10 protein-coding genes are annotated in these 15586 nt (G+C 45.3%); 5 read left to right on the top strand and 5 right to left on the bottom strand.

What is annotated here, in order from left to right; all coding sequences use genetic code 11:
* The gene (locus HU824_RS00560; protein WP_176467738.1) at nucleotides 1-1089 is read left to right on the top strand and encodes a sialate O-acetylesterase; all 1089 of its coding nucleotides are present in this window, start codon (nucleotides 1-3) and stop codon (nucleotides 1087-1089) included.
* Here HU824_RS00560 and HU824_RS00555 read toward each other — a convergent pair.
* A complete protein-coding gene (locus HU824_RS00555) occupies nucleotides 1024-2232 on the bottom strand; it encodes an ROK family transcriptional regulator (RefSeq protein WP_136009063.1) in 1209 nt (402 codons plus the stop codon). The genes HU824_RS00560 and HU824_RS00555 overlap by 66 nt on opposite strands.
* A 252-nt stretch (nucleotides 2233-2484) precedes the next feature.
* Between HU824_RS00555 and HU824_RS00550 the strand changes: the two genes are divergently transcribed.
* The 4 genes from HU824_RS00550 to HU824_RS00535 are packed head-to-tail and all read left to right on the top strand — an operon-like array spanning nucleotide 2485 to nucleotide 6314.
* Complete coding sequence (locus HU824_RS00550) at nucleotides 2485-3402, top strand: dihydrodipicolinate synthase family protein (protein WP_136009062.1); 918 nt, start codon at nucleotides 2485-2487, stop codon at nucleotides 3400-3402.
* A gap of 5 nt (nucleotides 3403-3407) precedes the next feature.
* A complete protein-coding gene (locus HU824_RS00545) occupies nucleotides 3408-4592 on the top strand; it encodes an AGE family epimerase/isomerase (RefSeq protein ID WP_176467737.1) in 1185 nt (394 codons plus the stop codon).
* Between the two features lie 26 nt (nucleotides 4593-4618).
* On the top strand, nucleotides 4619-5854 hold the full coding sequence (locus HU824_RS00540) for an MFS transporter (RefSeq protein WP_176467736.1): 1236 nt from the start codon (nucleotides 4619-4621) through the stop codon (nucleotides 5852-5854).
* A 13-nt stretch (nucleotides 5855-5867) separates the two neighbouring features.
* Nucleotides 5868-6314 carry a YhcH/YjgK/YiaL family protein gene (locus HU824_RS00535; protein ID WP_176467735.1) on the top strand — a complete coding sequence of 149 codons (447 nt, stop codon included), beginning with the start codon at nucleotides 5868-5870 and terminating at the stop codon, nucleotides 6312-6314.
* 107 nt (nucleotides 6315-6421) lie between these two features.
* Here the strand turns inward: HU824_RS00535 and HU824_RS00530 are convergent, their stop codons facing one another.
* The 4 genes from HU824_RS00530 to HU824_RS00515 form a co-directional block, all read right to left on the bottom strand.
* Entirely contained in the window at nucleotides 6422-8164 is a 1743-nt protein-coding gene (locus HU824_RS00530) for an SGNH/GDSL hydrolase family protein (RefSeq protein ID WP_176467734.1), read from the bottom strand.
* A gap of 88 nt (nucleotides 8165-8252) precedes the next feature.
* Nucleotides 8253-10286 (bottom strand): family 20 glycosylhydrolase, encoded by a 2034-nt coding sequence (locus HU824_RS00525; RefSeq protein ID WP_176467733.1) that lies wholly within the window; start codon nucleotides 10284-10286, stop codon nucleotides 8253-8255.
* A 214-nt stretch (nucleotides 10287-10500) separates the two neighbouring features.
* Nucleotides 10501-12096 carry a RagB/SusD family nutrient uptake outer membrane protein gene (locus HU824_RS00520; RefSeq protein ID WP_176467732.1) on the bottom strand — a complete coding sequence of 532 codons (1596 nt, stop codon included), beginning with the start codon at nucleotides 12094-12096 and terminating at the stop codon, nucleotides 10501-10503.
* 22 nt (nucleotides 12097-12118) lie between these two features.
* Nucleotides 12119-15490, bottom strand: a complete 3372-nt coding sequence (locus tag HU824_RS00515) for a TonB-dependent receptor (RefSeq protein ID WP_176467731.1) — start codon at nucleotides 15488-15490, stop codon at nucleotides 12119-12121.
* Nucleotides 15491-15586 lie beyond the last annotated feature (96 nt).

Here is a 15586-nt window from a genome sequence, read left to right as displayed (position 1 = left end):
ATGAAGAATATTGTGAAGATGGCAGTTGGTATCATTGCACTCTGTTTTTCTCCTTTCTGTATGGCGCAACAATCGGATTGCGCGGTGAATTCTGTGCTTCTTCAGGAAAATGAAGTCCCGGTATTTATAACCATAGGACAGTCGAATGCCGATGGTTCGGCTTTTGCCGATGCCGGAGAAGACCGGAGGTTGGCTGCCTGGTATGACAATCCGGACACCAATCCCGGACTGATGAAGATATGGTATCGCAGTTGCCATATCGTGAACCAAACCGATGGTGCCCGCTGGGTTTTCGATGGGACTACCGAAGACGTGGCTCCCGGCTGGCTTGATCTTTATTATAAGAACGATAACCTGAATGGCAAAACCATGATGAACATGATTCATGGCTATGGTACGTGGAGTGCCGGTGCGGCTGGTCGCCGGGGTATGGAGGGTGAGTTCGGCATGCACTTTCAGCAAGCTTTTCCGGACATGGAGCTATACATTATTAAATTAGGATGTTCCGGTTCACGGATTGAAACTTGGGCTTCTTCTTCCGACAGCCATAACTGGGACTATTTCTATGAAAATCTTTATAAACCAGCCATTAATGATTTGTTGGACAGAGGCAAAAAACCGCGTTTGGCCGGAATCTGGTGGATGCAAGGCGAAGGTAACGGGATAGATTCCAAAGAACATTACTTGCCTTTGCTGAAATCGCTCATCGAGAAATGTCGCACCCGGCTTGGATTTCCGGACGCTCATGTTTATATCGGTCACATCGTGAAACCGGGTGAGAGTGTGAGCAATCCCAAAGCTTCGGTACAATATGGGCAAGGGGTGCGCGATGCGCAAGATGCTGTCGTCAACCCGAAGGATGAAAACTTCATTCCGAATGTGTCTGTCATAGATGCCCGAGAAAGTCCTTTCGACAAAGACAATCTGCACTGGGGGCATGTCGGCATCAATAATATTGGCAGAAAGATTGCGACCGAAGTCATTTCGGCCGGTCACCGTGGAGATTGGGCAACTTTCTGCCCGTCAGCATTCAAACGTTTTGCTGCGCGCCAGCATACATGCACCGATGACCCCAGCTTTGCTTTTTAGTTTGGAAAGGGCAATGGTGGAATCCTGATTTACCAAATTGAGTGAATATTTGCGAATGGCGCTCTTTATGGGCTGTAATATGTAATCCTCCGTTTGGGAAATCGTCCCTCCGATGATGACCAATTCCGGATTGAACAGGTTTATCAGCCCTGCTATTTGTTTACCCAATTTCTGGCCGATTTCCTCTATAATCTCAATACATAAGAGGTCTTCTTTGTTGATGGCATCTATTATTTCGTCCAGTGTCAGCGGTTTTTCTGTATCTTGCGTTCTATGGGATAGTATGGACTGTTCGCCATGGGCGATGCGCTCCAGAAGAATACGGTGCAGTGCCGAGCCGGAAGTTTCCGTTTCAAGGCAACCCTTTTTCCCGCAATGGCATATTATTTCGTTGTTGTATGCAGGCATGTGTCCTAATTCACCGGAAAAACCGGATTTTCCGGCATAGATTTCACCGTTGATGATGATGCCCACTCCCAGTCCCCAACTCATGTTGATGAAAAGTATGTTCTTTTTTCCTTCAACGTTTCCTTGCAGGAATTCACCGTAGGTCATAGCTCTTGTGTCATTGTCAATAGTAACCGTGCAACCTAGTTTTTCAGCCATGACTTCCGTAAGGGGACGTTCTTCAAAGTTGAACCAGCTGTAGCTGTAGCCCGATTCAGGGTTCACTCTTCCGGAAATGTTGATATTGACATTGAGTATTCTCTCTTTTTTGATATTTACTCTTTTGATGAATCTGGTTATCAGCTGGCATAGTCCGTCCAGGCTGTCCGGAGTGTTTTTACAGTGATAAGGGATGCTCATCTTTAAGTCCACCATATCTCCCTTGAAGTTCATCAGCCCTATATTGATGGTAAATTGCTTGATATCCACCCCGATGAAATAGCCAGATTCGGCATCCAGTCCGTACAAGCTGGGGCGACGTCCGCTATTGGTGCCTTGTTTGCCATATTCGTGTATGTAGCCTTCTTCGCACATCTCATTGATAAATTTCGTGACGGTAGGGACACTTAAATTTAGTTCTTTGGATAGGCTGGTAATGGTCGATGGGCCATTATATATGTAATAAGTGATAATCTTCTTTTTGACTAAGGCATTTTTAGTCCCTGCTTTTATTTCTTCTAACAAAATTGGTTTCATGTCAATTTAGAGATGTTATTGGCTATTAATTTGTTACAAAAATAAGGAATGTCTTTGATATACTTCTCTTTTGGCTTGTGAATTTATGTTATAATACACTATTACACATTATCAAATGATTATTAGTCGTATGTGTGGAAGCTATTATAAAAATGCTGCTTTTATTAGTTAAATATTTTATTAAATGCGATGTGGTTTGTAAATTTGGTTTATATTTGCATCCAAATACTAATCTTAAATAAAATATAGAAAATGGAAAAGATTATTGGATTAATCAATGCGCCGTTCACTCCGTTCTATGAAAATGGTGAAGTAAACTATGAACCGATTGAGGCGTATGCTCGGATGTTGGTGAAGAATGGACTGAAAGGTGTATTTATCAATGGTTCCTCTGGCGAAGGCTATATGCTTACTGATGAGGAGCGTATGAAATTGGCTGAACGATGGGTAGAAGTGGCTCCGGAAGGCTTTAAGGTAATCGTACATGTAGGTAGCTGTTGTGTGAAGTCTAGCCGTAAGCTTGCCGAGCATGCACAGAAGATTGGTGCATGGGGCATTGGAGCTATGGCACCTCCTTTCCCCAAAGTAGGTCGTGTAGAAGAGTTGGTGAAATATTGCGAAGAGATAGCTTGCGGTGCTCCCAATCTTCCTTTCTATTATTATCATATTCCGGCATTCAACGGTGCTTTCCTTTCGATGGTAGCATTTCTGGAAGCTGTAGATGGTCGTATTCCCAATTTTGCCGGAATAAAATACACCTTTGAGAGCATGTATGAATATAATCAATGCCGTCTGTACAAGAACGGTAAGTATGATATGCTGCATGGACAAGACGAAACGATTCTTCCTTGCCTTGCCATGGGGGGAGCACAAGGCGGTATTGGCGGTACTACCAATTATAATGGAGTAAACCTGGTTGGCATCATTGATGCATGGAAAGCGGGTGATTTGGAAAAAGCACGCCAACTGCAGAACTTCTCTCAGGAAGTCATTAACGTGATATGCCATTTCCGCGGCAATATCGTGGGTGGCAAGCGCATCATGAAACTGATAGGCTTGGATTTGGGTAAGAACCGTACTCCGTTCCAAAATATGACTGACGAAGAGGAATTGCGTATGAAAGCCGAGTTGGAAGCAATTCACTTTTTTGAACATTGCAATAAATTCTGATAATTATGGACTCGACAACACACTATTTGCAGATGTGGGCTGATTCCTATCGGCAAGATCTGATAGGTAATATTATGCCTTTTTGGTTGAAACATGGGTTAGACAGCAAACATGGTGGAGTTTATACGTGTATCAATCGGGATGGTTCGCTGATTGATACTACTAAGTCCGTTTGGTTTCAGGGGCGTTTCGGCTTTATTGCTGCTTTTGCATATAATAATGTCGAGAAGAATGCCGAATGGCTGGCGGCTTCCAAAAGTTGCATAGACTTTATCGAAAAATATTGTTTCGACGAAGATGGTCGTATGTATTTTGAAGTGAAGGAAGACGGCACTCCGCTTCGCAAGCGACGTTATGTCTTTTCCGAATGCTTTGCTGCCATAGCTATGTCGGAATATGCCATAGCATCCGGTGATTGCAGCTATGCAGAAAAAGCACTTGCTCTTTTCAAGCGCATACGGCATTTTGTTGCCACCCCGGGCATCTTGGAACCGAAGTACCTGAAAGCGCTGGAGGCACAGGGGCATTCCATTACGATGATTCTCATCAATACGGCTTCGCGCATTCGTGCTGCTATTGATGATCCGGTGTTGAGCAGCCAGATAGATGATTCTATAATGCTATTAAGCAAGTATTTCATTCACCCCGAATTCAAAGCTTTGCTCGAAATGGTAGGGCCGAATGGAGAGTTTATCGATACATGCAACGGTCGTGCCATCAATCCGGGACATTGTATCGAGACTTCTTGGTTCCTTCTGGAAGAAGCAAAATACCGCAACTGGGACAAAAAGTTAGTGGAGCTTGCCGTCACTATACTTGACTGGTCGTGGGAGTGGGGATGGGATAAGGAATTTGGCGGAATCATTAACTTCCGCGATTGCCGAAACCTGCCCTGCCAGGATTATTCGCAGGACATGAAATTCTGGTGGCCGCAGACCGAAGCCATCATTGCCACCCTTTATGCTTATCAGGCTACTGCAGACGAAAAGTATCTGGAGATGCACAAGCAAATCAGTGACTGGACGTATGCCTGCTTCCCCGACAAGGAGTACGGTGAATGGTATGGTTATCTTCATCGTGACGGTACTGTGGCACAGCCTGCTAAAGGAAATATATTCAAAGGCCCTTTCCATATCCCCCGTATGATGATAAAGGGTTGTATGTTGTGTAATGAATTACTTTCAAAATGATAAGACCTTAATTAAAATATAGTACAATGAAAAATTCAAAAAGCTATCCTTGGATAGTGGTAGCTCTTTTGTGGGTGGTGGCTCTGCTTAACTATATGGATCGGCAGATGCTTTCCACCATGCAGGAGGCTATGAAAGTAGATATTGTGGAATTGGGTAAGGCAGAAGCTTTCGGTGCATTGATGGCAGTGTTCTTGTGGATTTACGGATTTATGAGTCCGGTGGCAGGGATGGTGGCCGATCGCGTGAGCCGTAAATGGTTGGTAGTCGGCAGTCTGTTTGTCTGGTCGGCGGTTACCTGCATGATGGGTTATGCCGATTCTTTTCAGGAATTGTATTGGCTTCGTGCTTTTATGGGTATCAGCGAAGCGCTCTATATCCCTTCTGCTCTGTCGTTGATTGCCGATTGGCATCAGGATAAGTCCCGCTCTTTGGCTATCGGTATTCACATGACCGGTCTTTATGTAGGACAGGCCATTGGTGGTTTCGGTGCCACGGTGGCGGCTGCTTTTTCTTGGCATACGGCGTTTCATTGGTTCGGTATTATCGGAATAATCTATTCCTTTGTATTGTTGCTGTTCTTGCATGAGAATCCTGAACGTATAAAGATTGCCAAGCTGCAACCTGCTGTGAACGGAAAGAAGACTTCGTTGTTGGGCGGTTTGTCTGTAGTGTTATCTAATTGGGCATTTTGGGTCATATTGTTTTATTTTGCAGCTCCCAGTCTTCCGGGATGGGCTACCAAGAATTGGTTGCCTACTTTGTTTGCAGAGAGCCTGAATATACCAATGGCTGAAGCAGGACCTATTTCTACGATTACTATTGCCGTTTCTTCCTTTGTGGGAGTATTGGTTGGTGGTGTGATGTCCGACCGTTGGGTACAGAAGAATATCCGCGGACGTGTCTATACAGGTGCTATTGGCTTGGGAATGACTGTTCCTTCACTGTTGCTGCTCGGTATGGGGCACAGCTTTGTGAGTGTAGTAGGAGCCGGATTGCTGTTCGGTGTGGGTTATGGTATCTTTGATGCCAACAATATGCCTATACTTTGCCAGTTTGTTTCGGCTAAACACCGCGGAACGGCATACGGTATCATGAATATGACGGGTGTGTTTGCCGGTGCTGCCGTTACCCACTTGTTGGGACGCTGGACCGATGGTGGTAATTTGGGTATGGGATTTGCTATGTTGAGTGGAGTTGTATTGGTAGCATTGGCTCTTCAGCTCTATTTCTTACGCCCGAAAACTGATAATTTGGAATAATGGAATAACTGGTATGATTGTATCTAATTTGCAAAACAGTCAACGGGTGGAGTCCCTCCACCCGTTGTTCAAGACTCTTTTCGATTATGTCAAGTCGCACGACTTGTTGCATGCCGAATTAGGTCGCATCGAGATAAAAGGGGATGATTTGTTCATTAACAATGTGAATCCGGAAGGTGTAGCAGCCGAGAAGCAGGTGCTTGAGTTGCATCGTGCTTATATTGATGTGCATATCTTGCTCGAGGGCAAGGAGAGAATAGGCTGGAAAGCTATCGAGGATTTGGAAACCGAGACCAAACCTTACGAGGAAGAGGGAGATTGTGCACTCTATTCGGATGTACCAACCACTTTCGTTGATTTGCTTCCTGGGCAGTTTGCGATTGTCTATCCTGAGGATCCCCATGCTCCGGTTATCGGTGAGGGAAAGATACGTAAGCTGATTGCTAAAGTAAAGCTTTGATGTTTTTTTGTTTCATAACAAGGCAGGCTGTTTTCATAAAAAATGGGATAGCCTGCCTTGTTGCATATTTGCTTGATGTGCCATTACCAGGCATACTACAGGTAATTCTATAACATCCGTTCTTTCAAAAGAGCTTCGGCTATTTTTTTATACCCTTTTTCATTCGGATGCAGTCCGTCGCCAAACAAAGATTCATCTATTCGTCCGTCTCTCTTAGTAAGGAAAGGGGTAAGGTCTATATAAATAGCATTACTTTTTACCAATTCTTGCTGCAATTCGGTATTGATGTGGGCAATTCGTTGCTCTTGCCCTTTTCTTGGCAGGATTCCAATCACATGCAGCTTGGCAGAGGGTTGTCTTTCACGTATGGCTTTTGCGGTGAATACAATTCCTTCTATGATTTCGTGGTCTGTATTGAACTGCAAGTTATTGGTTCCTATCAGCATGAAAATATTTTTTGCCTCGTAGCCATCCAACTCTCCATGATAGATACGCCAAAGCACGTTCTCAATCTTGTCCCAACCGAAGCCCAGGTTATGCACCTTCGTTCCTTTGAACAGACGACTCCAAGCATGTTTGCCCCGTTGCTGGTGGGCAAGCGGTTCGCCTGCCCAATAATGGACTATCGAATTGCCGATAATGACTGCTTCTGGAGAATCAGTACGGTTTAATTTCAAAATCTGTTCGTGCCTTGCCTGCCAGTCATAAGGGTCTCTTTGCTGTTTACAAGGAATGCAGGTCGATTCTGTTCCTGTTTCTTCTTTCAAAATTTCACGGATTTTCTTTACATAGCTATCAGCGTATTGTTGCATACCCAGGTCACTGGGATGTACCCCTTCGACCATGGCATCCATTGACAGGCCGATTTCTTCCTTTGTCAGGTAGTAGATGTCGGGTTCTTGCTGCATCAGCGTGTTGTATGCTTTCCGTAGTTGGCGATTTGACGCTTTGTAGGATGCTTCTGCGCGGTCTGATGTATATTCATTCATGTAGCCGCTGTGTTCTACTAACAAAACAGGGGCTTGGTTACGGGTACGAAGTGTTTTTATTCCTGTCAGGATGCGTTCTGCGATAACAGCAGTATCAGCGGGAGAAATCATGTTAGGCATACAGTCTATGATGTAGAGCTTTGCATCCGTTTCTGCCAATAGCTCGAAGAGTTCTTTCTCGAGTTTGCCACTTCCAGAAAAGCCTAAATTGACAACTGGATGTTCCATGGTTCTGTTTATGATGTTTATCCAAGCCATGCCTGGGCGCGAGGCACAAGCGCCTTGGGCGATGGATGTGCCGTATACTACTAAAGGCTTCTCTTCAGAGACGGGAATGAAACTGATGGAAGCGTTGTCTTTTACTCCGATTTCAAGAAAAGAAACCGAATTGTAAAGAGGTAGAAATAATGTATATTCGTAGCCCTTGTTCGAAGCGTCTTCGTAAGTAAGTCCGTCATAGGTATAAACGAGGGTGTCGCCCAAAGAGTATTTGGCGGCACACCAGCGGCTTCTACCGTTTCTGTCTGTGGCATAAAGGTCAACGCCCGAAACGCCTGTAGCAGGCATGTGGGCCATACTTCGTCCTCCAGTTACCGTGTATTTTATTTTTATTTCCGGTGAATTGCTGTAAAAAGCTATGGATAGACCGGCACTCTGTTGGGACAAGTTCCAGACCGCTTTGTTTACCAAGTTTTTCGCTTTCAGGGGTAGACGGGCGTAAGTTCCTTGTTGCTCATTATGCCATGCTCTGCCACGAATGACCGGAAAGGGCTGATCTAGAGGATTGCTCCATTTAATTTGAGCCTGTGTATGCAAAGTGCCTATAAGGAGAAGCAACAATAGGGCATATCTTTTTTTCATGGTCATATCGATTGAGTGTTTTATTTAGAAACTGTTTTGATTTTCTTTTTTCAAATTTCCTCAGAAGAAAGAGAAAACTGAAGGGAAATTAAAACAGTTTCTTATTCGTTAATTTCTTTTCAGGCGAATAAATGAGTTCTTCTACGGCTTTCTCTCCGTCGGGAGTTACGAATACCGCTGTAAACATCCATTTCACCAGTCGCACTTCGGGGGTAGTGAATTTTCCGACAGGTAGTTTCAACAGTACCTTGTTCCAGCCTTTCTGTAAGTGCACGGGGATGGGTGGACGCGATACACAATTTTCATTGCCCAGCACCGTTTCATTACTTTTCTTCCGGTGGGTAGCTGTCCAGACAGGAGGAGCAATCTCCTCACCGTTTATCCAGATACGGCTTTCCCGGTAGTCCCATTTGCCTGCGGGAGGCGGCAAATCCGGTTCCGAACGCGAGTAGTTCTGTGTCTCAGCCCATAATCCTACTTGCTGCTTGTGCGGAGAGTAAACCCAAGTATAAGCGTATGCGGTATGGTTTTCCTGCGGGTTCTTATAGAAAGTCGGAACCAATGATCCCCACACATGGCGTAGGTAGATGCCGGCACCGGTGGCTGGATGTACGCCATACGTCTTGCCTTCGTACTGATAGGCATCTTTCCACTCTTCCTGTTCGGGTGGGAAGGAACGAGTCAAATCGCCTTCGTTTGGAAAAGCGTCGGTAATGTTCCATTTTACGTTCGTCTGTCTGACGTAGGCGAAGGGTTCGCTTTGAAAAGTGTATTCCTTGTGCCACAACATCCTGCGTTCAAAATCGGCAAATGCCTTGAATTCTTCCGAGTCTTCTTGAGGAAGGATGGTACCATGCTTGTCGAAATATTCTGTGCCTCCTCCGCGCCACGCTCGTTCGGCCATCGCTAGCATGTTGGGGTAGAAATTGTTTTCCAGTATCACATTCTGCTCGTCGGCCACATAACGGTCGTTCCAGATGGCGAGGATGGCACCGGCCACATCATGGCTTCCCTGCTCTTCGTTGTAGATGCGGCTGTTGTAGAGGGCTACGACATCTCCGAAAGTATCGAAATGGTTCAGGTAATGGAAGCGGGAATCGATGGCAGGAATGCCTTTCTGTGCCTTGCCCCGGTAGCTCCACAGATGGGTCATGTCTATGTCGCCCGGCTGATACTTCCATCCCGGATTCCAGGAAATTACTTTTTTTCCTTTAGAGCGAACATAAGATACCATTTCGGGTACAAAGTGAGGATTGGTGAATCGAACTTCATCCGTCCCGATATGCAGATAAGGAACATCGAACGTTTCACAGACTTCATCTATCAGCAGTTTCAGTATCTTCATGCCTTCGGGGCTTTGCATGTCGTGGCGGAAGGTGCGTACAAAAGCTTCGCTATGTCCCGGCATGTCGATTTCCGGAAGCAGTAACACTTGATGTGCTTTACAGAAATCTACCAATTCCCGTGCTTCTTCCAAGGTATAATATTGTCCCGGCATGCGGGTGGTGTTTACACTGTCATTCAGCATCGGAAATATTCTGCTTTGCAGACGCCAGGACTGGTTTTCCGTCAGGTGCCAGTGGAATACGTTGATTTTGAACTTCGACAGAAGGGCAATCTCCTTCTTCAATTCCTGCATGGACATGTATCGCCGTCCTACGTCGTGTAAAAAGCCCCGGATGCGGAAAGAGGGCCAGTCGGTAATGGTGCATCCTTCAAAACTAAGTCCTTTTTTCCTTGAATGTTGCAGTTGCGCAAGCGTCTGCATGGCCCAATATACCCCCCGTTCTGTCACTGCCTCTACGGTAATTTTGTTTGGAGCCACTATCAGTCGGTATGCCTCTTCTTGATTCAAGGCGGCATTTTCAATTGCTGCAACTAGTTTCACTTCGATGAGCGTGTTTGCTTGCTCTTTGACTTTGCCACCACGTTCTTTGACGAAGGCTTCCCATTCGTTTTGAAGTACAGGGCTCGAAATTCTCACTATGTTTGCATTGAATTCTTTTCCGGAAGGTACAAATTTCTGAGGATAGGGCAGCAGGTGGCTGCTGTCTGCTTGCATAGCAAGAGAAAATATCAGGCAATATAATAGGCTGAGTAGAAAAGGAAATACATTTTTCATGGCATAAATAGATGTTTTTTGTATAATAAATGGGTGAACTTCAATATACTCTTTAGGTAAATTGATACAACAAAGATAGGACTTTTTCTTAATATTCTGTACAATTTTTCAAATTTATGGATATAAAGCTACGTCTCCATATAAAACACAATAGCCCGGGTGTTTAGTCCCGGGCATAAAGTGATTGATATATATATAAATAAGGCTAGTATCGTCAATCTTCGATATTCTCTGCTTGATTATATCCCCAGGTCTGTTTGATTTCTGGATCGGCTGTCATGACACCAATATTAATAGGCCACAGTAACTTATATTCTTCCGTGTTACTTAACACTGCAGCAGCCTCTTCTCCGGGCTCCAGATAAGCCACGGCAACTGAGAATGCCAAAGGCTTCTTGGCAGCATCGTGCATACGTACCAAGTCGAACCAACGTGTACCTTCACCGGCAAACTCCTTGTCGCGTTCTTTCAAAATAGCCAATTCATTTTCGGCATAGGTGCCGTCTGTGTAGGTCACGTCCTCCGTATAGTTCTCACCATAGGCGCGTTTGCGCACCTCGTTGATGTAAGAAGCACACGGTTTGCCAAGACCGTTTTCCACTTCGGCCATCATCAGCAGTACATCTGCATATCTCATCATAACAATGTCATTGTCGAAATAGCGGATGCCATCGGCTACGTGACCCACCAATTTCAGCATGCTTGAACCGTGTTTTGTCAGTTCCTTGTTCTGATAGTATTCCAGGAAAGTAGCGGCACGGCGGCTGTCAGTCTGGTCGAACGACTTGATGAAAGCAGATTTCCACTCATATCTTACGATACCGGCAGTGTTCAACTGAAGTACGTCCTGCATGACGGTACCATCGGGATTATAGTAAGAACCCACTACGATAGACGGAGTATATAAAAAGCTGCTTCCCCAGTGAGTCGTTTCACCACGGTCGAAATACATGGATAAAATAGACTCTGTGTTATTGGCTTTTTTGCCATAATCGAAGATATCGGCATAGTTCTTCATCAAGGAAAACTTGTTGCTGCCGATGATTTCGTTCAAAGCTTTTTGGGCTATCTCCAAATCCGATGTTCCGGTAGCTGTATGAGGTTTTTCGTCATCATTGGTAGTCACCTTTGCCGACCACAGATAAATCTGCGCTTTCAGGAACAAAGTGGCGTACTTCGACCAATAATATTTGTCGAAAGAAGTTGTTGATCCGAAAGCAGTTTCAGAATCGTTGATGTCTTTCTTGATAAACGCAAGCACATCTTCAGCCGAAGAGCGTTTCATGTACAAACTTACAGCGTCAATCTTTCCATCTAATATCTTGATATCTTTTTCCAAGGGCACGGCACCATACGTTCTGTACAGCATGAAGTAATAGTAGGCGCGCATACCATAAGCTTGTCCCAAGAAAGTATTGCGTGCCGATTCACTCAGGAACGCGCACTCGTCTCTCACTTGCTCGATGAAGTGGTTCACTTGCAGAATATTTTCATAATAATTGTTCCAATTGCTTATACCTGTGCTGGTGGTACGCAAGTCGTTGCGGATGATGGAAGATGAATTCAAAGATGTATTGATGGAAGAAGTTCCTTCACGCATGGTTCCGCCTCTCAATTCACCCAACACCAACGGTGAAGAATAATCATCTCTAAGGTAAGCATGCAGGCCGTTCATGTAGGTGCTTACTTGTTCTGGATTTTTCCAATAATTGCCGGCAGCCGCATAGTCTTCCGGACTCAAGTCTAAGGTATCGCAACTGTACATGCCGAATAATAATGCACCGGCGATGCCGTATATAAATTTCTTCATAATTCTGTTGTTTTTTAATAGTTTAGAATGTTACATTTACGCCAAACACGAGATTTGTTGGCAACGGGTATCCTCCCCAGCCGTTTGCACCATATTCAGGAGATGCCACATATTTGGCTCCGGTGATGTATCCTAAATTCTGGGCAGTGATGTTCAAATCTACTCTTTCCATTTTCACTTTCTGTATCCAGGATTTCGGCAGGCTGTAGCTCAGGCTGAGTTCCCGGATAGACAGGTAGCTTGCGTTATCAACGAACAGGCTGTTGTTGTCGCGGGCATAGTTGCGTTTTCCATTTTGATCGGCAAATACATACGTAGGATATCTGGCACCCTTGTTGTCTTCAGACCATGTGTTGCTCACCAGGTCGATGGTATTGTAAGTACCTTGCATGTTACCCATAATCCACGGGGTCTTCGAGTCGAATATCTTATGACCCAACGCGAAGTCGAATCGTGCGGTAAAGGTCAGTCCTTTCCAAGACACGTTGGTGTGAATACCACCGGTCCAGTGAGGAACGGTATTGCCCAGTTTCACCTTGTCATAATTGTCTATCACACCGTCTCCGTTTACGTCTTTCCACTTCACGTCGCCCGGTTGGATAGGTAGGCCGTTCGCTTTTTCGGCATCGCTCAGCTTTGCCCATGCTTCGGGACCGTAGAGAGTCTTGTTGCTTGAACCGTTGTTACCGGTAGAGATGTCTTTCAAGTTACCTGGTATATCATCGTAGCTTTGGTAAATGCCTTCTGCCTTGAAACCATAAATGGCACCCGGTTCCTGTCCTTCCTGATAGCCACCTACCCATATTTTTTCCCATGAGCCGTTTGCCGATTTCTTTCCCGTGTATACTTCAAAGGCATTCTGCATGTTTCTGTCCAGACCGTTGTTGGGCAAGGAGATGACCTTGTTTTTGTTATAGGCGATGTTGGCGCCAATGTTCCATTTCCAATCTTTCGTTTCGAACACTTTGGCATTGAGCTCGATTTCGACACCAATGTTCTGGATTTCGCCATTGTTGGTCAGGTAGCTACTGATACCCGAGTGCGAAGGCAACGTGATGTAAGCCAGCTTGTCTTTCGTGCGGCGGTTGTAGAACGTGACATTTGCGTTGTAGCGGTTGTTCAGGAAACTGAGGTCTGCACCTACTTCGAAGGTATAAGATTTTTCCCAGGTTAGGTTTGGGTTCGGCAGCCCGGTCAGGCTGTTAGTACCTCCACCGTTGTATTTGCCGACACTTCCATAAGAACCCTGCACGGTATAATCACCGATATATTTGGTATCCACGTTACCGTTTGATCCGTAGCTTGCACGGATTTTAGCGAAGGAGATGATGTCCCGCAACCCCTCCATAAAGTTTTCTTTACCGATAATCCAACCGGCGGAAATACCTGGGAAGACACCCCAGCGGGCATCCTTGTTCAGACGGGAGTAACCGTCGCGGCGGAGTACGGCAGATATAAGATATTTTTCATTGAAAGAATAGTCCACTTTGCCGAAGAACGACATGATGCGGTTCTCGTAGTGCCATGAATCCATGTAGCGTCTTTCGGGATCTGTCAGGTTCAAATCCTGAAAATCGCCTGTAGGTGCTCCGTAACCGTATGCATTGAATCCCTTTTCCTGCGCGATGAAATACTCGAAACCGAGCATCGCATTGACATCGTGCTTTCTGAAGTTCCGGTTGTAGGTGGCGATGACGTTGTAAGTTTGGTTCAACTTCCGGTTGTAATCGTCATACGTATAGTGGTCTCTATTCCAATTGTTTACACCGGTCATATAGTCGGAGTTGAAGTATTCGTACTTGCGGTCCTCGTAGTACCAACTTCCGCTGAACTTCAAGTCCAAATCTTTCATCAAATGTGCCGTAAAGGCTTGTGTCATGGTGTATTTGTCGGTATTGTTGTCTCTGTGCAGGGCATCCTTGTAGGCCAGCACGTTGGCATCGCCCGTTCCGCGCACACCAATCAACCATTCGCCGTCCTCATTCTTGCCACGGAAGGTGGGAGGCAAAGAGAACACCCGGCTGAAATAGCTGGCTGCATCGGCATTGCCTACCAGACCGTCCCACGTGTTGTGCGAATAGTTCAATGAAGAATTGGAGGTCAGCCAAGATTTGATTTTGTAGTCCGCATTGAAGGTGAAGGTGAAACGCTTGTACCAGTTGTTGGTAGCATTGCCTTCCGAATTGTTGAAACCTATCGAGGCATAGTACGTACCTTTCTCGTTACCTCCTGTGAAATCAACCGTGTAATCTTGGCTGAATGCCGGAGAGTTGACATTTGTGTCTTCCAGCATGAATTCCTTGAAGATAAGTTTGTCGCCATACACAGGGTCTATCATGGTTTTCCAACCCTTGTTGAGCAAGAATGCTAGGTCGTCACTGTATTTCATGACACTCCAGTTGGCATTGCTTACTTTGTTGCCATCGGCTACAGTGCCGTCAGCATTGAAATAGATGTTACCCGTACCGTAAGGCTGCGCACCGCTCAAACTGCTCAGATTGGTCCAGCCAGTCCACGAACCGTCTGACTTCTTATATATCTGGGAGGCATTCTGATATGACTTACGCATCCAATAGATGTACTCTTCTGCACCTAAAAAGTTGTAGTTGTTGTTGAAGTAATTCAAACCGAATTTAGCTTTCACACCGATGTTGCTCACACCGTCCTTACCGCGTTTGGTGGTTACAAGAATCACACCATTAGCGGCACGGGCACCATAGATGGCGGTAGCACCTGCGTCTTTCATTACTTCCATGGACTCGATGTCAGAAGGGTTGATGTCACTCAACTCACGTTGCGCACCGTCAATGATGACCAAAGGAGAGCCCGAACCGTCCAGACTTGTACCACCACGCAGAATCAAGGTAGGTGTAGCACTCGGGTCACCGGAAGTCTGACGAACCTGCAAGCCCGATACTGCACCGGATAATGCTTGGGCAGGGTTGGAGTGGAGACCGCTTGCTAGCACTTCTTTATCTACTTTGGAAATTGAATTGGTAACCTTGGAACGGAGCGTTTTTCCACCATAGGCAGTAACAACAACCTCTTCCAGCATTTCTGCGTCTTCCTTCATCGTGATGTTCAATGGTTTTCCGTTCCAGGCTTGTTCTACCGTTTTGTAACCCACAAATGAAATTTGGATAATGTCGCCTTCTTTCACACCGGACAAAGAGAAATTACCATCGATGTCGGTAATCACACCATTGGTACTTCCTTTTACTACTACCGAGGCACCGATAACAGGACCGAATGCATCATTTACCACACCTTTGCAAACACTGCTCTGTTGTGTGTCATACACCCCTGCTACATCAGGGTTTGCAGCATAAACCGCTCCTGTTGAGCCTCCCAACAAAAGCAGCATCATGCTGACTGTTCTGAATTGTCTAAACATAATAATGTAATTTAAGGTTTATATATAAATAACCAGTTTGCAAATGACCTTATATCAAATATTCATATCATTAAAGTAAGCATAGTACTTCCAGTA

The sequence above is a fragment of the Bacteroides sp. L10-4 genome (assembly GCF_013373675.1).
Taxonomy (GTDB): domain Bacteria; phylum Bacteroidota; class Bacteroidia; order Bacteroidales; family Bacteroidaceae; genus Bacteroides; species Bacteroides muris.
Note: the sequence above shows the minus strand (reverse complement) of the source record. Positions and strands in the feature narration are given on the sequence as shown.